16 protein-coding genes are annotated in these 17,664 nt (G+C 68.0%); 10 read left to right on the top strand and 6 right to left on the bottom strand.

The window, feature by feature from the left end:
- Positions 1 to 19: 19 nt before the first annotated feature.
- The 3 genes from ACIA8C_RS38880 to ACIA8C_RS38890 all read left to right on the top strand — a co-directional run bounded on the left by ACIA8C_RS38880 (position 20) and on the right by ACIA8C_RS38890 (position 4,462).
- Positions 20 to 1,843: a hypothetical protein gene (locus ACIA8C_RS38880; protein WP_397143722.1), complete on the top strand. Its 1,824-nt coding sequence runs from the start codon at positions 20 to 22 to the stop codon at positions 1,841 to 1,843.
- A gap of 214 nt (positions 1,844 to 2,057) precedes the next feature.
- Positions 2,058 to 3,638, top strand: a complete 1,581-nt coding sequence (locus ACIA8C_RS38885) for a hypothetical protein (RefSeq protein WP_397143724.1) — start codon at positions 2,058 to 2,060, stop codon at positions 3,636 to 3,638.
- 146 nt (positions 3,639 to 3,784) lie between these two features.
- Positions 3,785 to 4,462 (top strand): O-methyltransferase, encoded by a 678-nt coding sequence (locus ACIA8C_RS38890; RefSeq protein WP_397143726.1) that lies wholly within the window; start codon positions 3,785 to 3,787, stop codon positions 4,460 to 4,462.
- A gap of 165 nt (positions 4,463 to 4,627) precedes the next feature.
- Here ACIA8C_RS38890 and ACIA8C_RS38895 read toward each other — a convergent pair whose 3' ends face one another.
- From ACIA8C_RS38895 to ACIA8C_RS38905, 3 genes are read right to left on the bottom strand one after another with little or no spacing between them, the layout of a single operon-like run.
- On the bottom strand, positions 4,628 to 5,200 hold the full coding sequence (locus tag ACIA8C_RS38895) for an exonuclease domain-containing protein (RefSeq protein ID WP_397143728.1): 573 nt from the start codon (positions 5,198 to 5,200) through the stop codon (positions 4,628 to 4,630).
- 54 nt (positions 5,201 to 5,254) lie between these two features.
- Positions 5,255 to 6,250, bottom strand: a complete 996-nt coding sequence (locus ACIA8C_RS38900; protein ID WP_397143730.1) for a zinc-binding dehydrogenase — start codon at positions 6,248 to 6,250, stop codon at positions 5,255 to 5,257.
- A gap of 51 nt (positions 6,251 to 6,301) precedes the next feature.
- Positions 6,302 to 6,982, bottom strand: a complete 681-nt coding sequence (locus ACIA8C_RS38905; RefSeq protein WP_396990867.1) for a TetR/AcrR family transcriptional regulator — start codon at positions 6,980 to 6,982, stop codon at positions 6,302 to 6,304.
- A gap of 92 nt (positions 6,983 to 7,074) precedes the next feature.
- On the opposite strand from ACIA8C_RS38905, the gene ACIA8C_RS38910 reads away from it, so the two are divergent.
- From ACIA8C_RS38910 to ACIA8C_RS38935, 6 genes are all read left to right on the top strand, one after another.
- Positions 7,075 to 8,604, top strand: a complete 1,530-nt coding sequence (locus ACIA8C_RS38910; protein WP_397143732.1) for an MFS transporter — start codon at positions 7,075 to 7,077, stop codon at positions 8,602 to 8,604.
- A 52-nt stretch (positions 8,605 to 8,656) separates the two neighbouring features.
- Positions 8,657 to 9,103, top strand: a complete 447-nt coding sequence (locus tag ACIA8C_RS38915) for a nuclear transport factor 2 family protein (protein ID WP_397143734.1) — start codon at positions 8,657 to 8,659, stop codon at positions 9,101 to 9,103.
- Positions 9,104 to 9,153: 50 nt separating this feature from the next.
- Entirely contained in the window at positions 9,154 to 10,023 is an 870-nt protein-coding gene (locus ACIA8C_RS38920) for an SDR family NAD(P)-dependent oxidoreductase (protein WP_397143736.1), read from the top strand.
- A 142-nt stretch (positions 10,024 to 10,165) separates the two neighbouring features.
- Complete coding sequence (locus tag ACIA8C_RS38925) at positions 10,166 to 10,798, top strand: urease accessory protein UreF (protein WP_397143787.1); 633 nt, start codon at positions 10,166 to 10,168, stop codon at positions 10,796 to 10,798.
- 24 nt (positions 10,799 to 10,822) lie between these two features.
- Positions 10,823 to 11,539, top strand: coding sequence for an urease accessory protein UreG (gene ureG / locus ACIA8C_RS38930; protein ID WP_397143738.1), 717 nt, complete (start codon positions 10,823 to 10,825; stop codon positions 11,537 to 11,539).
- Complete coding sequence (locus tag ACIA8C_RS38935) at positions 11,529 to 12,185, top strand: urease accessory protein UreD (RefSeq protein WP_397143740.1); 657 nt, start codon at positions 11,529 to 11,531, stop codon at positions 12,183 to 12,185. Before ureG ends, ACIA8C_RS38935 begins: the two co-directional genes overlap by 11 nt.
- Positions 12,186 to 12,438: 253 nt before the next feature.
- On the opposite strand, the gene ACIA8C_RS38940 is transcribed toward ACIA8C_RS38935, so the two are convergent.
- Positions 12,439 to 13,158, bottom strand: a complete 720-nt coding sequence (locus ACIA8C_RS38940) for a hypothetical protein (RefSeq protein WP_397143742.1) — start codon at positions 13,156 to 13,158, stop codon at positions 12,439 to 12,441.
- A gap of 361 nt (positions 13,159 to 13,519) precedes the next feature.
- Entirely contained in the window at positions 13,520 to 15,010 is a 1,491-nt protein-coding gene (locus ACIA8C_RS38945; protein ID WP_396990861.1) for an NAD(P)/FAD-dependent oxidoreductase, read from the bottom strand.
- A gap of 232 nt (positions 15,011 to 15,242) precedes the next feature.
- On the opposite strand from ACIA8C_RS38945, the gene ACIA8C_RS38950 reads away from it, so the two are divergent.
- Entirely contained in the window at positions 15,243 to 16,754 is a 1,512-nt protein-coding gene (locus tag ACIA8C_RS38950) for a cytochrome P450 (RefSeq protein ID WP_397143744.1), read from the top strand.
- A 23-nt stretch (positions 16,755 to 16,777) separates the two neighbouring features.
- On the opposite strand, the gene ACIA8C_RS38955 is transcribed toward ACIA8C_RS38950, so the two are convergent.
- On the bottom strand, positions 16,778 to 17,623 hold the full coding sequence (locus ACIA8C_RS38955) for a tat pathway signal sequence (protein WP_397143746.1): 846 nt from the start codon (positions 17,621 to 17,623) through the stop codon (positions 16,778 to 16,780).
- Positions 17,624 to 17,664: the final 41 nt, after the last annotated feature.

The following is a 17,664-nucleotide window of genomic DNA, read 5'->3' on the forward strand; positions in this document are numbered from 1 at the left end:
GCGGTGGAGAGGCGGGGTGATGGCGGGCTCGCCTGACTTCCAGGCCAACGGGTTGCGATTGGAGCTGGCTACGCGTCGGATGCGTGGGCCATTGGTTGCGGGAAGTCATCCGCGGCGATGGCTCGGTTGGGCGGCCGGGTTGCCCGCGACGGTGCTGACGGTGTCGTTGGTTGCCGTGCCGGTGGTGTGGACGGTGGTGATCGCGGTGCGGGCGCGGCCGGTGGTGGTCGTATCGTGTCTGCTGGTGGCGTTCGGGGCCGTCGGGTTGACGCAGCTTGCTCGGCATCGGTGGTTTTCGGGGATTCGGTTGGTACCGTGGCCGATTCTGCTTGCCGTTGTCGTCGGCGGGTTGTGGGCGCTCGGTGGCGCGTTGGGGCGCGACGGTAGCTGGGCGTATCTGCGGACGTTGGTGTGGGTGCTGTTCGGCGTGGTGCTGCTCGCGGTGGCGTTGGTGATCGCGTGGTGGGGAAGGGATTCGCGGTGGTTGTGGCGGCCGCTGATCGTGCCGTTCGGGATCTCGGTGCTGGTGTCGGGGGTGGCTTTTCGGCTGATCTTCCAGTATCTCGGGGATCGGGTCGGCATCGAAAGTGTTGGGGTTTACCGGTTTTGGTTCGCGGTGATGCTGGGGTCGGCGTTCCTGTGGACCTGGCTCGGCTTCGTCACCGGACTGTTCCGTGCCGGTATCCGCGCCATCGAGACCGACCCGGTGCGCACCGGGTACCTGCATCGTGGCGACGACAGGCCATTGCCGTTGCGGCTCTACGAATTACTGCGCCCGGTGGTGTTGATCGTCGGGCTCGCCGTCGGTGTGGCCGCGGCGCGGGTGTTCGATGTGGTGTTGATCGGGGTGCCCGGTTCGATGCAGTACCAGGTCGACAGCGCGACCGTGCACTGGTGGCGACTGGCCGTCGACTCCGATGCCGACGCGGGCGCCGCCGCCGCGTACGGGCTGCCGCTCGCGGTGCTGGTCGGTTTCGTGGCGTGGCTGTTGCAGACCGACGTGAGCAGACATCGCACCAGCTGGTCGGCACCGGCGGAGCCATCCGGGGTGGAGGCCCGGCCACGTCTCGGACTCGGTCGGGCACTGGGGATTTCGGCGGTGGCGGCGCTGGCTCTGATACCGATCGGCGTGCTGATCGTCACCAGCCTGCACGATCGCGACGGCTACGGCTTCGGCGCGATCACCCGGATGTGGCGCGATCCGGCATTGCTGCGGTCGCTGGAGACCACCGCGTGGGTGGCCGCCCTCGCCACGATCATCGTGGTCACCGCGGCCGTGCCGGTGGCGTATCGGCTTGCCGCGCTGCGACCGAACCGTCCCGCCGCGAGAATCGCGGTGGTGTTCCTGGTCGTGCTCTCGGTGCTGCCGGTGCAGAGCTACCTCGGGCCGCTGAGCACCTTCATCGACACCTACGGGCTCTCCGGCACCCGAATCCCGTTGATCCTGCTGCACGCGGCCGCCGGACTACCGATCGCGATCCTCGTCCTACGCGGCGCCCTATTGTCCGCCCCCGGCAGTCCCGCCGCCGACGCACTGCACGGACTCGCGGGCCCCGGCACCATCGCCCGCCGCGTACTGACCTCCGCGGGCCCCGCCCTCGGCGCGGTAGCGGTCCTCGAATTCATCCAGGTCTGGAACGATTTCGTCATCGGCCTGCTGATCAGCGGCGCGGGCGCAACCCCATGGTCGCTGCTGCTCTGGGGTGAGGCCCGCCAATTCACCGAGAACTCAGCCCAATTGGCCGCGGGCGCACTTATTTCGGCGATCCTGCCGGTAGCCCTGCTACTCGCCACCTGGCGCCGCTGGCTGGTGCCCGGCCTTACTGGCGGGGCACTGCGGTGAGTCACGCGGAAAGCTCGGTGCGGCAACGTGCCTGGTCGGTAGTGCGCGGTGCGACGGCGCGGTCGGGCGGTGCTGTGGTACTGCTGGAGCGGACGGCTGGGTTCTTGCGATGAGTCATCCAGGGGAGCACGAGCGGCGAGAGGAGGCGTCATCAATCGAGCCCAGCACGCCGAGATCGTCTATCTGGCAGGGATTTCTGGGCACAGCATCGGTGGTGGCCTATGCGCTGCTGTTCGAGTTGGCACGGAATCTAGTGGTCAATTCGTTCGGCGAGAGCACCGCGATGACGGTGCTGGCGGGGACGCTGCGGTGGCTTTCGGTGCTGGTCATCGCCGCGGCGGCGGTCTATGTGGGTTACCGGTTCGTCTTGCGGTATCGCGAAAGAGTTCGGACCACAAAGGAACTCGAGCTGATCGCGGATCTGGTCGAGCCGGGGCCTCGGGTGCTGGCCACCGATGCGGAGCCGTGCCCGGCGCCGCCGCGCAGCGTGGGCGCGTTGAACGGTGAGATGATCTGTGCGGTGTTGCGGGACCTGCCCATGCACGAATTCGAAACGGCCGCACTGCTCGCCGTGCTGACGGCCGCCCTCGACGCACCGGACCGGCTACCGCTGGAACGGGTTGCGCCGCACTCAACGGCGGCGGTGCTACTCGGCGACCTGGAGCGGCGCGGCATCGTGACGCCCGGTGGTGCGCAACGCTATTGCCTCCGTCAGGTGCCTCGGCTACCGCGCCCGACGGCGGTCCGCGCGGAACCGGAGTGGCGGGCGGCGTTGACCGCGCTCGTGCACTACTACGCCGATCGCGCCACCCGCTGGGCGATCGCCCTGGAGTCGGTGCGATTCGCCGCGGGCGCGCGCCGCTGGTTCGAGTCCGAGGAGCCGTACCTGCGCAAGCTCGTCGCCGCCTGCGTGGCACTCGGCGCGGCCGTGCCCGACACCCTGGTGCCGGAGCTGGTGCGCATCGGTGACGCGCTGGACGGGTGGTACGCCCGAATCGGCATGGGGGAGGACGACTCAGGGCTAGCCACCGAGCTGTGCGGCGTATGTGGGCTGGAAAACCTTGTGCTGCACCGTGATCTGGCGTGGATGCGGGCTGACCGACTGCACGAGCGTCCCCAGCGTTACCGGCCGCGCAACCTGTCCACCAGCCTCGCCGCCCGCTGGGAACACCGTGCCGCGCTGCGCCTGCTCACCGAGTCGCCCGTCGATCTCGCCGCGGTGACGGATCGCTTGGAAGCGTCCTGGTGGCTACTGCCGAGGGAAGACGTCGCGGGCGAGGTATGCGCGCTGATCAACCTGGCCGTCGTGCACATTCGGCAGGGCAGGCTCGATGCCGCCCAAGACCGACTGGAGCTGGCCGAATCCCTCACTCGCACCGGCCGCGACCCCGACGGCCGCGCCCACGTCCACGAAACCATGGGCGTTGTTTGGTGGGCCCGCGGCGAGCCACGCCGAGCCCTGCGCTGCTGGCAACAATCGCTGACCGCGTACCGCACCCTCGCCGACGACCACGGCACCGCTCGCTGCCTGCAACACCTCGGCTCTGCCATGACCGTCGCCCCCGAACACGGCGGCACCCTCCTTGGCGCCGACCCACCCCTCACCCGCACCGAAGTCCACCGCCAAGCCACCGGCTGGCTAGCCGAAGCCCGTCGCCTGCACCCCGCCGCCCGCTACGCGGAACACTATGCCGCGCAAGCCCGCTCATCCCTGAACCCGCACGGCATCCGCCGCCTTTTCGCGCCCCGCACCCCGGCCCTCGACCACATCGACCGCTGGCCGCTCCCCACCTGACCAGCCGCTGGCTGCAGAATCCGCACCGACTCTCGGGACCCGCACCGTCTCGAGGGCCCTGATCTCGGTGCGTATCCCGAGACAGAGTGCGGATTTGACGCAGTGGGGTCCGGGGAGGGGGTGGCTGCGGTGGCAGACTGCTTGGTATGACGACAAGTGAATGGTCGGATGTTGATAGCTATATTGTCGATACTCTGGTGCGGGATGGGGAGACGGCGGCGGCGTTGACGGCTAATGCTGCCGCGCGGTTGCCCGCGATCGATGTGTCGCCGCCGCAGGGGAAGTTCTTGTATCTGCTGGCGCGGACGGCGCGGGCGCGGCGGGTGCTGGAGATCGGCACCCTCGGCGGGTACAGCACCATCTGGCTTGCTCGCGCGGTCGGCGAGAAGGGGCAGGTGGTGACGCTCGAATTCCAGTCGGAGCACGCCGAGGTCGCGCGCAAGAACCTGGACAACGCGGGCGTGGGTGGCCGGGTCGACATTCGGGTCGGCGCGGCCCTGGACAGCCTGCCGGTGCTGGCCGGCGAGCAGCCCGAACCGTTCGACCTGGTGTTCATCGACGCCGACAAGGTCAACAACTCCAACTACGTCCAGTGGGCGCTGAAGCTGACCCGCCCGGGTTCGGTGATCATCGTCGACAACGTCGTCCGTAGGGGCGGCCTCGCCGACGCCACCTCCGAGGACGAGGCGATCCGCGCCAGCCGCGCCGTCGTCGAACTGTTCGCCGCCGAGCCGACCCTCGACGCGACCGTCGTACAGACCGTCGGCAGCAAAGGCTGGGACGGCTTCGCCTACGCGATAGTGAACGGCGACCCGACAGACTGACCTCGCCGAGATCCCCGACCACGCCAGCCAGAGCCGGAGTGCGATCGTGCCGGGCATGGACGGGCATGGACGGGCTGGACGGGGCGGGTGAGGGTCGGGTTCATTCGGCCGCGGGGGTTTGCACTGCGTGCCCGCGGGATCCGCGCCGCGCCGGCTGCGGACAGTTCAGTCCGTACTCGTCACCCGCCACGCTCCGCGGCCCGCGATATCGAGAACTAGCGCCGCGATGTTCCATGCGTCGTCTTCGCCGCGGTGGTGCCGCCCTTCGAGGGGAAGCCCGGCGATGTGCAGCGCTCCGGCCATTCCTTGCCGCCGGTTGAGTCCGTGGGCCTCGTTGAACACCAGTTTGGCGTTGGTATGCCGATGTCCGAACGGGTAGGCGGTACCGGTGGCGCCGCATTGGCTCAGGAACTGCTTGCGGTCGTAGTCGCCCCAACTGGCCCAAGCGCGTACTCCCGCCGCATGCTCGGTCGCCAGCAACCGGCACGCCTCGGCGAAGGAGACGCCCGTATCGACCTCATCCTGGGTAAGCCCGGTCAATTCGGTACAGAACTCACTCACCGTGGAGCGGGCGGGCCGCACCAGGATGCGATGCTTCCGACACCGCTTACTCGACTCCAAATCCACTTCGGTCAAACCGATTTCGATGATCTCACTTACCGCGCCGAACGGCGTCTTGCCGTCCCAGCAGGTCGCCTCGACATCGACGACATTGAGCAGCCCCGTATTTCCTCCCATGGGTGTCGAGCGTAGAGAGGAAACACGAAGCCGCTCAATGGGTTTTCGAGCGAGCTAAGGAATCAGCACGACCTTGCCGGTGGTCGCGCGGGTCTCCAGGGCATCGTGTGCGGCGGCGGCGTCCGCCAGTGAAAACCTTTGTACTGCAGGACGCAACCGCCCGGCGGCCGCCTCGGCCAACGCGCGATCCTCCAGGACGCGAACATCGCCACCGGCGCGCTGGAGCATCGGCGGGCCGAGGACGACGTCGAAGGTGATGCCGCGCGCGGCATACTCTTCAGCCGAGAGCGTCGGAGCGGCAGCGTCTTTCGGGTCTTGCCCGGACGCGCCGAACACCAGATGCTGTCCACCTTTGCCGAGCAAATCGACGGCGGCGCGAGCGGTCTCGCCGCCGACCGAGTCGAAGAGGACGGTCGCGCGCCGATCCGCGAGGAAAGCGCGGACCTGTGCGGGCCAGTCGGGGAGTAGGTAGTCGACGGCGAGGTCGGCGCCATTGTGTTGCACCAGTTCGACTTTCGCGGGCCCACCGGCAAGCCCGAGCACGGTCGCGCCGACGTTCTTCGCGTATTGCACCAGCAGCGTGCCGATTCCGCCCGCCGCGGCCGTCACGATCGCGACACTGTCGGGGCCGAGCTCGGTGAACTGCAGAATGCCCATGGTCGTGCGGCCGGTGCCGATCATGGCCACCGCTTCGGCCGGTTCGAGGTTCGCCGGAATCTCGTGCAGCCGAGCGACTTCGGTCACGGCGAGCTCGGCATAACCGCCGGGCACCATGCCCAGGTGCGCGACCACGTGCTTGCCGACCCAGCCCGGGTCGACCTCGGCACCGACCGCGTCGATAGTCCCGGCGACCTCACGGCCTGGCACGGTGGGCAGTTCGGGAACCGGATACGGCCCGGACAATCCCTTGCGCAACGCCGTGTCGATGAGATGAACACCGGCCGCCGCCACGGTGATTCGCACCTGGCCCGTCGCCGGCGTCGGATCGGGAAGGGTCTCGTAGCGCAGATTGTCGGCCGGGCCGAAGGCATGAAGGCGAATCGCGTGCACGGTGGCTCCTGTTCGTGATGGTCGCCACCACCGTGCAACATCAAGCTAGGTTCAGGTCAAGTCGGCCCGCTGCCGCGCCTTGGCCTCGAAGCCGTCGCAGAGCGCGGAAAGCCCGGCGTACAGCAAATCCTCCTGGGATAGGTCATTGATCCCGCTACCTTCCAGGTCGGCGAGCGCGGCGGGCACCGGAAATTGTGATCTTCCTTTCAACATGGTGCGCAGGCCGTTGTCGCCCTCGGGGTTCATCCCCTTGCGTGCCATGAGCGAGGCGCTGATGTGCGGCAGGGTCGCGCCGGAGATGTGGTTCCACACGGTGAACGCCATGGTGGTCGCCTCGCGGGTGGAGACATTGAGCTCGGCGAACCCCTCGACCATCCACGCCAGGCAGGCCAGGCTCATCGGCCCGAAGCTGTAACGCGGCGTGGCGAAGGTGAGCAGGACCCACGGATGTTGCTGGTAGAGCGCCCAATCGATCTCGGCGGCGATACGGACCCGATCGCGCCAGGTCCACTGCTGTCCCTCGGCCGAAGGGTAGGGATTGCGGCGCGCCACCTCGTCGGTCATCTCCGCGAGGAGTTCGTCCTTGTTCGCGACGTGCCGGTACAGCGACATGGCGCCGACACCCATCTTGTCGGCGATCCGCCGCATGGACAGTGCGTCGAGGCCTTCTTCGTCGGCAAGCGTTATCGCGGTGTCGATGATGGCGGCTCGGTTGAGCTTGAGCTCAGACATCCCATGACTCACTTTCACTTCCGGGGGAGGTTGCGTACACTGTACTCCAGCTCGTGCGTACGCCGTACGCGAGATGGAGAGGAAAACTCAGGATGACAGACGTTGAGGCCGGGGGACGGCAGCCGGCAGGGCGGGTGAACACAGCACGGTCCGCTGAGCCCGCTGTCGGCTCACGCCGTGCCTGGCTCGGCCTTGCGGTATTGCTGCTCCCGGTGCTGCTGGTGTCGATGGACATCTCGGTGCTGTTCCTGGCGATGCCGACCCTCACCGTCGATCTCGACCCGTCGGCCGCCCAGCAACTGTGGATCCTCGACATCTACGGCTTCCTGATCGCGGGCCTGCTGATCACCATGGGCAACCTCGGCGACCGGATCGGGCGGCGCAACATCCTGCTCGTCGGCGCCACCATCTTCGGCATCGCCTCGATCCTGGCCGCCTTCGCGCCGAGCGCCGCGGTGCTCATCATCGCGCGGGCGCTGATGGGTGTCGGCGGCGCGACCCTGCTGCCGTCCAGCCTCGCCCTGATCTCCACCCTGTTCCCCGACGCGCGGGAACGGGCCGCCGCGATCGGCGTGTGGACCGCGTTCTTCGCGGGCGGCTCGGCCGTCGGCCCGATCATCGGCGGCCTGCTGCTGCACCAATTCTGGTGGGGCTCAGTCTTTCTCATCAACATCCCGGTGCTGCTGATCCTGCTCGCCTTCGGGCCGTTCGTGCTGCCCGAACACCGCGCGGGCGTGCGCGGACCGCTGGACCTGCCGAGCGTCGCGCTGTCCATCGGCGGCATCCTGCCACTCGTGTACGGCATCAAGCACGCCGCGGCCGACGGGGTCGACGCCCAGGCCGTCATCATCTCGCTGATCGGCGTGGTGGTCCTGACCGTCTTCGTGCGCAGGCAACGCCAGCTGGACGAACCACTGCTCGACCTGCGGCTGTTCTCCCGCGCCGGATTCTCGGTGGCCATCGGATCCAGCCTCGTCGGCATGATGTCCCTAGCCGCGATGAGCTACCTCACCAGCATCTACCTGCAGTCGGTCACCGGCCGCGACCCGCTCGCCGCCGCCTTGTTCGGTATTCCGATGGCGGTCGCCGTGTTCGTCTGCTCGATGAGTGGTGCCAGGTTCGGTCGCCGGTTCGGCACCCGCAACACCTTCGTGTTCGCGCTGACCGCCTCGGCCGCAGGCAATCTCATGCTGCTCGGCGTCGGCGTGCACGGTGGGCTCTGGTGGTATCTGGTCGGATCCACCATCGCAGGCATCGGTTACGGCCTCGCCTTCACGCTGGTGTCGGATGTTTCGGTGTCCTCGGTACCCCCGGAACGCGCGGGCTCGGCCGTCGGCATCTCGGAGACCAGCTTCGAGCTCGGCAACGCGCTGGGCCTCGCGCTGCTGGGATCGCTTGCCGCACTGATCTTCCGGTCCGGCGGCGACTACGCCGCGACGCTGGGGGAGACCATCCAGAAGGCAGGCGACAACACCGCGCTGATCGAGTCCGCCCGCGAATCCTTCGTCTCCGGAATGCATATCGCGACCGCCGTCGGCGCCACGGTGCTCATCGCGATGGCAATGATCGCGCGCTTCGCCTCGCCCGCCCGCGTCCCGCTCAACACCGGCGCCGGTCATTAGTACCGGCGCGCCTCCCGCACGAGAAGCGTTGTCTGCGATATAATTAAGTGTCATGTTCGCGCATGATCCGCCCCTCGCCGACAACTCTTCCGCACCCACCACCCCCATGGTGCAGGACTTCATCCGCCGCTACGACGACACCCTCGCGGCGGCCGACTTCGATACCCTGCCAAGCTTCTTCGACGAGCAGGTCCTGGTGATCACGCCTTCGTCGAGTCGATGTATGCCCCGAACGGATTTCGTCGCAGCAGCCGAAGCGCGTGCCCGTCACATGGATTCGGCACCACACGCCGAACTGATCGAACAGTCCACCACTGAACTCGGCGGACACTGCTGGCTCGCCTCGGCACAGTGGCGGTTGACCCTCGACGGCGACCGGCACCTCGATCTGCACAGCGACTTCCTGATCCGCCGCGGCGACGGTGACCTGCGCATCGCCGCCTACCTCACCCGGCAGGATCTGCCACAACTGATGCGCGAGGCCGAACGGCGATCGTGACCACGCGATACCACGGGTGAAATTGGCGCGTTGCTAATAGAGTCGGGATCGTGAACGAAACCCCGGCGCAGCGCAACGGGCGGCCGATCGCCGAGCGAGTGGCGACGCGACTGCTATACCCGAAGTCTCGCCCGCGCGACGAGTCGCTGCGCGCGGCCGTCGGCGGCAAGATCGTGCTGGTCACCGGCGCGTCACACGGCATAGGCAAGGTCAGCGCGCGCAAGCTCGGCGCGGCGGGCGCGGTGGTGCTGCTGGTCGCCCGGTCCGCCGACGACCTGCACCAGGTCGCCGCCGAGATCAAGGCCGACGGCGGCACCGCGCACGTCTATCCCACCGACCTCACCGACATGGACGCCGTCGAACAACTCGGCCGTCAACTGCTGGCGGAGCACGGCCACCTGGACGTGGTGATCAACAACGCCGGCAAGTCGATTCGCCGCTCGATCAGCAAGTCCTACGACCGCTTCCACGATTTCACCCGCACCATCGACATCAACTACCTCGGCCCGGTGCGCCTGCTGCTCACCCTGCTGCCGGACATGCGTGAACGCAAACAGGGCCACATCGTCAACATCTCCACCTGGGGCGTGCTCTCCCCGCCCGCCCCGCAGTGGGCCGCCTATGGCGCCTCGAAGTCGGCCTTCGACGTGTGGCTGCGCAGCGTCGCCACCGAAGTCGCGATCGACGGCGTCACCACCACCTCCATCTACATGCCCCTGGTCCACACCAGAATGAGCGCCCCCACCGACTTCAGCCGAGTCCCCGGCCTCACCGTCGACGAGGCCGCCGACCTCGTCTGCCACGCCGTCACCGCCAAGCCCCGCGAAATCGCCCCCTGGTGGTCCGCCCCCGTCCAGGCCTGGACCGACCTCACCCGCAACCAGGTCCAGCGCTTCTTCGAGCGCACCTTCCGCCGCTGACGCCGCCATCGAGGTGAGTCATATGGTCGTCAGTTGATCTTCAACAGCGACCTTATGACTCACCTCGATGGCGAGGACTCGACCAGGACACGCCGCCGCAACACGCCGGGCATAGGATCCGTCGGTGGGTGAAATCGGGTCGGTGAGTTTGGCGACGCTGTTGGCGTTGGCGGATTCGCGGTTGCCGATCGGTGGGCATGTGCATTCCGGTGGGGTCGAGGAGGCGATCGCGTCCGGTCTCGTACGTGACGTCGCTACGGTCGAGTTGTATCTGCGGCGCCGAATCGGTACCTCGGGGCTGGTCGCGGCCTCGTTGGCCGCGGCGGTCTGCGCGGGGGCGCTCGAACCGGCGCGTGCCGAAGCCGAAGCGGACGCGCGGACACCGTCGTCTGCCGCGCGAACCGCCTCGCGCGCACAAGGGCGTGGCCTGCTGCGGCTGGCGAAACAGCTGTGGGCGCAAGAAGATTGGTCGGCGCTCGGCGCTCGTCCGCACCTGTCGACGGTGTTCGGCATGGTCGGCGCGGCCTGTCTGGTCACGCCGCGGGAGATCGCGGGCGTTGTCGTCTACACGACCCTGACCGGCACGGCCACCGCCGCCCAACGCCTGCTCGCCCTCGACCCCGCCGCCATCGCGGGCTGCACCGTCCGCCTCGCCGACCTGTGCGATCGCACCGCGGCCGCGGCGGCCGACGGCCTCGCCTGCCTGTCCGACCCGCTGCAGGACGTCCTCGCGCAACGGCACCTGCACCGCGACATGCCACTATTCGCCAGCTGACCCCGGAAGAAGGAGATCGCCACCATGCCACCGCATCTGATCGACGGTGAACCGCACGACCACACCCACGATCGGCCGAAACGTGCACGCACACCCGGTGAGGCGCTGCGCATCGGCATCGGCGGTCCGGTCGGCTCGGGCAAGACCGCGCTGGTTGCCGCGCTGTGCAGGCAACTGCGCGAAGAACTTTCGCTTGCCGTGCTGACCAACGATATCTACACCACCGAGGACGCGGACTTCCTGCGCAGGCACGCGGTGCTGCCGGACGAGCGGATCACCGCGGTGCAGACCGGCGGCTGCCCGCACACCGCCATTCGCGACGACATCACCGCGAACCTGGACGCCATCGACGACCTGGTCGCCGCGAACCCGCCGCTGGATCTGATCCTGGTCGAATCCGGCGGCGACAACCTCACCGCGACCTTCTCCTCCGGCCTGATCGACGTGCAGATCTTCGTGGTCGACGTGGCCGGTGGCGACAAGGTGCCGCGCAAAGGCGGTCCCGGCGTGACCTTTTCGGACCTGCTCGTGGTCAACAAGACCGACCTCGCCCCGCTGGTCGGCGCGGACCTCGGCGTGATGGAGCGCGACGCGGCCAAGGTGCGCGAGGGCCGCCCGACCGCGCTGATCTCACTCACCGACGACCCGGCCGCCACCCCGGTGCTGGCCTGGGTGCGCGAGCAGCTGCGCGTCATCGCCGAGCAGGATCGGGCCGACGCCGAATCCGCTGTTGCGCACTGAGGTTCGCGTTGTCGCGAGCACCGCGGCGCTGCCGGAGATCCACGCGAGCGGCGGGCTATCGGCCCGCCGCACCGGCCCGCACACCGTGCACCTGATCGGGACCGCCGCGACCCCGCTCGGCGGGGACGAACTCGACATCAACATCGTGGTCGGTCCCGGCGCGCGGCTCGTCGTGCGGTCGGTCGCGGCCACCATGGCGCTGCCGAGCGCCGCGACGCCGGCTTCGGTGGCGCACTGGCGTTTTCAGGTCGGCAGCGGGGGAGACCTCGACTTCGATCCGGAGCCGACGATCGTGGCCGGCGGCGCACATCATCACACCATCGCCACGATCCTGCTCGCGCCGGATGCTCGCCTGCGGTTGCGGGAACGCGTGCAGATCGGACGTTCCGGCGAGGACAACGGCGGTTGGCGCGGCGACCTGATCGCCGATCTCGGCGATATCCCCTTGCTGCGACACCGTTTAGAGCTGGGGGCGGGCACCGCCGCGGATGACTCGCTCACGGCACCGCGAGCGTTGGAAAGCGAACTGCGTTACCCGGACGACCGGCCGGTGGAAACCGCGGGCCTCACCGAGACGCGCCTACCACTGGCAGCGGGCGGAACTCTATTCACCCGGACGAGCTCAGTCCTCGTCCCTGCTCGCTGACCGCGGCGGCAGCCCCGGTTCACCCGGGTCTCCCACGACTGCGAGGTCGATGATTGCTGACATGTTGCGCTGATCTTGACCTCGCGACGACTCGCCGAAAGCGACTCGCCGAATCAGAAACGCGCGTTGGTGTCGGTCATCACCCCGAGGTGTAGCCCGCCCAGAACGGGAGAAAAGACAAAGGGTGGGAACCCGACAATGTCGTCGGGCTCCCACCCTTGTTCGATCTGCACGTCCTAGCCGCGGGTAATGGTCAGTCGCCGACGACCCGCGATGGGGCGTTGAACGCGTTCACCGCGCCGACGGCCGCACCGGCCGCGGCACCGATCGCGGCGGCGGGCACGGTGATCACGGCCGCCCCGAAGGTCGCACCGAGCATCGGACCGGCGACGATGCCGACCGGCACGAACGGAAGCCCGACCACCAGGCCAACCGCGCCGCCGACGAGCGCGGAGGTCGCCGCGAACGGGGCACCCGAGGCCGCACCGGCCAGCGCGCCCATGGCGGCCGTGCCGACGGTCTGCCCGGCGATCCGGTCGGACCTGCTGCGTTCCATGCCCACCGAGTCGAGGAAGGTGGCCAGGTTGGCCTCGGCGATGGCCGAGTTGTCATTGATCTGGATGGCCTGCTCGGAGTCGATCCAGTCCGGCGCGTCCACCTGCACGTCGCCGAAGCGGAACTTGCCGGGCGGCGGCGCGATCGGCGGCACCGGGGCCACCGGGAAGGGCGCGTGCAGCACGCCGACCGGTGCCAGGTACTTCTTTTCCGGCAGCGGCCGCGACCACTGCAGCGAGCTCTTGGTGTTGTCCGGGATGTTGAGTCCCTCGTACGGCAGCGCGTTCGGTGGCTCGGCCGCCGGCCACTGGGCCGGATGGTCGGGCTGTGCCGCCGCGTTGGGTTGTGCAGGCTCGGCATTGGCGGTGCCGGTGCCGACCAGTGCGAGGACCAGCGGTACCGCACCTGCCGCGACCATCGAGCCCACCTTTTGCCGCTGCGGGTTGGGGGCTCTGTGCTTGCCTGTGCCCATAGGTAGATCGCCTTTCGTCAGGTCAGAAGAGATGTCACTTTCGACGTCCCACATTCGGATCTGCTCGGCGCCTGGATGGGTGCATTTCCGGCCGATATGGCGACCGCGGCATTGCCGCTGAATAGCTACGTATGGATTGCGAATGCCCCCGGCGATCGGCATTTCAGACATCCGGGCACACATCGACCGAACCCGACCCAGCAGTCTCCGTACCGGCACAGAGACCGCACGAACGACCGAAGGCGACCTATCAGCTGTCCAGACAGCTCGAAGGTCGCCTTCGGTGGGATCCGGCGGTACGTGGGTGTCAGCTCACCCGGCCCTCGACGGCCGCCTTGGCCTTCTCGGCGAGCTTGCCGTTCGCCGGGGGCGCACCGAGCGCGGCCGCGAGCTCGTCGGCTTCTTCCTCATCGGAATTGACCTGCTCGAGCGCGAGCCGCGCGAACACCCACTGCTCGGTGGCCGCCATCTGCCCGCGACTGCGCCCGAGGAAGGTGACGAACCACTGGATGACGGTGACGATCCGGCTGCGGTAGCCGATCAGGTAGTACAGATGCAGCGCCAGCCAAGCCAGCCAGGCGATGAACCCGCTGAACTCCAGCTTGCCGACCTGGCACACGGCGTTGAACCGCGAGACGGTCGCCATGCTGCCCTTGTTGAAGTACTTGAACGGCTTACGGTCTTGCGGCGCTTGGCCATTCAGCCCCGCCTTGATCGCCTTGGCCGCGTAGGTGGCGCCCTGGATCGCACCCTGCGCCTGGCCGGGCACGTCCGGCACGGACATCAGGTCGCCGACGACGAAGACGTTCGGATGTCCCTTGATGGTCAGGTCCGGCTCGACGATGACGCGTCCGGCGCGATCCACCTCGGTGCCGTCGGAGCGCTCGGCCAGCATCTTGCCGAGCGGGCTGGCCTGCACCCCGGCCGACCACACCTTGCAGGAGGATTCGATGCGGCGGACGGTGCCGTCGGAGTCCTTGACCGTCACGCCGAGGGCGTCGATATCGGTGACCATGGCGTTGAGCTGGATCTCGACGCCCATCTTCTCCAGCCGCTTCTTGGCCTTGAGCCCGAGCTTCGGTCCCATCGGCCCGAGCACCGCGCCCGCACCCTCGAGCAGCACCACCCTGGCGTCGCGCGGATCGATATTGTGGAACGTGCCTTCGAGCGTGCGATCGGCGAGTTCGGCGATCTGCCCGGCCAATTCGACTCCGGTGGGCCCGGCGCCGACCACCACGAAGGTGAGCAGGCGGTCCCGCATCTCCTGGCTGGTGGCCAGCTCCGCACCCTCGAACGAGCCGAGGATGCGGCCGCGTAGTTCGAGCGCGTCGTCGATGGTCTTCATGCCGGGGGCGTAGGTGGCGAACTGGTTGTTGCCGAAGTACGACTGTTGCGCGCCGGTGGCCACGATCAGGCTGTCGAACGGGGTGACCGTGTTCGAGTTGAGCAGCCGCGAGGTGACCGTCTTCGCTTCGAGGTCGATGTCGATGACATCGCCGAGCAGCACCTGCGCATTCTTCTGCTTGCGCAGCACAAGCCGGGTGGCGGGCGCGATCTCGCCGACCGAGAGGATGCCGGTGGCGACCTGGTAGAGCAGCGGCTGGAACAGGTGCGATGTGGTCTTGGAAATCACCGTGACGTCGACGTCCGCCCGCTTGAGGTGCTTGGTGCCGAACAGGCCGCCGAAGCCGGAGCCGATCACCACCACCTGGTGACGACGGTTCTCGACGGACTGAGTGCGCCCACCCGTCGCTCGGCCACCATCGCCCACCGAATCGCTACGCGATGCTGTGCTCATCGTCCTGACTCCTCGACAGACCTGGGGTTTGTCCCCCGCGAACGGTTGTTGTCAGGTCCCAACCGTAGTCGGCTCCATCTCGCCCGTCGCGACGACGTCCCTGTTCCGGGTGTGTTGCGCCGCGATGGACACGGCTTGCCGGGGCACCATTGGTCGACTTCGTTGTGGCGAACCGACCTAACGAAGGTGCCGAACAGAATACGATAAACACTGTCGTTCAGGGAGGTTCGCAATGGTCGCCGGGGACCGTGCAGTCGGTCGAAAGCCCAGCGTGCGCGGAAAATCCGACGAGTTACCCGACTCCGAGAACTCGGCACTGATCGACATTCCGCACGACCACCTGCTCGACCGGGCGCTGGATCGGCTCCCCGAGCGGCATCAGGTCCTCGCGGCGCCGCCGCGGGGCAGCGAAACCACCGCGGTCCATGGCGACGCCGGGCTGCCGTACCTGGGCCGGGTGCTGCAGTACATGCGCTGGGGCCCCGCCGAGATGGTCGGCCGCTATCGCAAATACGGACCGGTCTCGTTGAACACCTCGCTCGGCGTCGACCGGGTGCTCGTCGCCGGACCCGAGGCGCTCGACGAGGTACTCGGCCGCCGCCGCCGCGATTTCGGCCAGGGCTGGGACTACTTCATCGGCCCGTTCTTCCGGCGCGGACTGCTGCTGCTCGAATTCGACGAGCACAAATTTCACCGCCGGATCATGCAGCAGGCCTTCACCAGGGACCGTCTGGAAGCCCACCTCGCCGCGCTGACCCCGGTCGTGCGCGCGAGCATCGAACGCTGGATTCCGCAGGGCGGCAACGCCGAACGGACGGTGCTGCTGTATCCGACGCTCAAGGAGTTGACCCTCGACATCGCGGGCGAGACGTTCATGGGCGTCGATGTCGGCGCGCAACGTCGTGAACTGATCGACGCGTTCGTCGACTGCACGCACGCGGGTCTCGCGATCATCCGGCACTCGGTCCCCGGCGGCCACTGGCGATCGGGCTTGCGCGGCCGAAAGGTGTTGCAGGACTACTTCACCGCGATGCTGCCGGAGAAGCGGCGCACCGAATCACCGGACTTCTTCTCCGGCCTGTGCCACGCGCGCAGCGAGGACGGCGGGGTGTTCGGCGACGCGGATGTGGTGAACCACATGATCTTTCTGATCATGGCGGCGCACGACACCACCACGACAACGGCCACCGCCGTCGCCTATTACCTGGGCAAGCACCCGGACTGGCAAGAGCGGGTGCGCGCCGAGGTGCTCGCCCTCGATGCCGAAAACGACGGTGCGGCACCGACTATCGACGATCTTGAGGGGCTGCGCGACCTGGATCTGGTGGTCAAGGAGAGTCTGCGGCTGATGCCGCCGGTGCCTGGGTTGTCGCGTCGTGCGGTGCGCGACACCGAGATCGCGGGCCACTACATTCCGGCGGGCACCCCGATCGATCTCGCCTATCAGGTCAACCACCTGCTACCCGAATTGTGGACCCGGCCCGAGCTGTTCGATCCCGAACGCTTCGGCGAGGCGCGCCGCGAGGACAAGTCGCATCGCCTGGCCTGGCTGCCGTTCGGTGCGGGCGCGCACAAATGCATCGGCATGCACTTCGGCACGTTCGAGGTGAAGACGGTCATCGCCGCGCTGGTGCGTGCGTATGCGTGGCAGATTCCGGCGGCGTACCGAATGCCGTGGGGGTACACCTCGATTCCGTTCCCGAGGGACGGAGCGCCGATGGTGCTGCGGCGACGCTCCGCGTGAACTCGGTAGCTGCGTAAGCGGGTTCAGCGACCCGCGAACAACATCTCGGCCACCTTGGTGTCGGTGTCCGAGCCGTCGGTGAAGCCGCCGTCGCCGCCGAGCGCGGTCATGATGGCCAGGGTGTATCGCTCGCCGGGGCCCGCGAATCCGACCGAATTGACCACCCAGCCGCCCTGTTCCTGGGACCAGCCGTTCTTCAGGCCAGGCCGCATCGCCGCGCCCGCGCCCCACACGCCCCAGTGCTGGTTGCTGTCCACCGCGCGCATCCGGTCCAGCAGGTAGTTGCGGTCGTCGGGGTGCATGCGGTTGAGCACGTTGTCCATCAGCCGGTCCAGGTCGGCGGCGGTGCACTTCTGGAACGACCAGTCCGGGAACAGCGCGGTGTTGGTCGGCTGCGGGTCGAGGGTGGCCATGCCGTTGGCGCGGAACGCGTTGTTGAACGCCATCCGGTCGATACCCGAGTACTTGGTCCAGAGGATGTCCGCCGCGCCGTCGTTGGACGTGGCCAGCATCGACTCCATGGTCGCGCGATCTTCCGGCGTCAGGTTGATCGCGCCGACCCTGGCCCGGTTCAGCAGGTCCTCGGCGATGGCCAGCTTGATCGTGGACGCGGTCCAGACCTTGTTCTCCGCGTTGCCATTCGCGTAGACCCCACCGGAGACCCGGTCGCGCACAACGTAACCGGTGACGCCGGGACGACCGGTGAGGTACTTGTCGACCGCGCTGATCCGGCTGCTCATATCGCAGTCGAAACCGGCCAGGCACCCACTGGTATGCGCGATGGGCACGGCGGCCGCGCTCGGCAGCAGCGTTGGCGCGCTGGGGATGAGGATGGCCGCGGCGGCGAGGACACAGGCGGACGCGGCCACGCGGGGAACGGAACGGGTGGCGGACGAGGGAGGGCGCACGA

The sequence above is a fragment of the Nocardia sp. NPDC051321 genome (assembly GCF_044455225.1).
GTDB lineage: Bacteria > Actinomycetota > Actinomycetes > Mycobacteriales > Mycobacteriaceae > Nocardia.